At 38.4% G+C, this 575-nt stretch carries 1 protein-coding gene; it reads right to left on the bottom strand.

From position 1 onward, the window contains the following. Nucleotides 1-234 precede the first annotated feature (234 nt). Nucleotides 235-396, bottom strand: coding sequence for a hypothetical protein (locus ASU35_RS19180; RefSeq protein ID WP_156059372.1), 162 nt, complete (start codon nucleotides 394-396; stop codon nucleotides 235-237). Between the last annotated feature and the right edge of the window lie 179 nt (nucleotides 397-575).

The following is a 575-nucleotide window of genomic DNA, read 5'->3' as shown; positions in this document are numbered from 1 at the left end:
ATTTGCACTTACATCGCCTCCGACATAAACACCAGTACATGCTGCTGCCGGCATCGTGCCAGTAAGCACTAAGACAGAGCACAGCACCCCAGCTACAAGTTTTTTCAATTTCATAAGTAATCCTTCCTTTCGTTATTTTATATTTCCATTTTATTCCTCAAAATCTTAAAAGTCAATGTCTCTAATTCCAGAAAAACAGGGCCTTCCGTCAATTTCCGGTCAGCCCTGTAATATTTATTCATTCTCTTCTTTTCTCTTTTTAATAATCTCCCGATAACGTCTTTCGGAGGCCATCATTTCTGCATCCTCCATTTCTTCCGTCTTATTTTCCTCCGACTCAAATTCTGCAAATAAATCCGCTAAATCTGAATTATTAAATAGTTTATTTTCATCCATAAAAATTCCTCCGCTTTTTTGTGCAGTTTGCCTATACCATGATACCTACGGATTGCTTCGCACCCTGTTATCATATTGTACCACCACCTGAATAGTGTGTCAATTCCGGCCTTATCCCACCCAGCGTTGAGGAACAAAATTATATAACTTTACTAAGTCAACGCATATCACCTTTTATT

Source organism: Acetivibrio ethanolgignens (assembly GCF_001461035.1).
Taxonomy (GTDB): Bacteria; Bacillota; Clostridia; order Lachnospirales; family Lachnospiraceae; genus Velocimicrobium; species Velocimicrobium ethanolgignens.
Note: the sequence above shows the minus strand (reverse complement) of the source record. Positions and strands in the feature narration are given on the sequence as shown.

Coding starts and splice junctions, on each gene's coding strand:
- ASU35_RS19180 (WP_156059372.1), bottom strand. CDS start 396: ATGGATGAAAATAAACTATTTAATAATTCAGATTTAGCGGATTTATTT.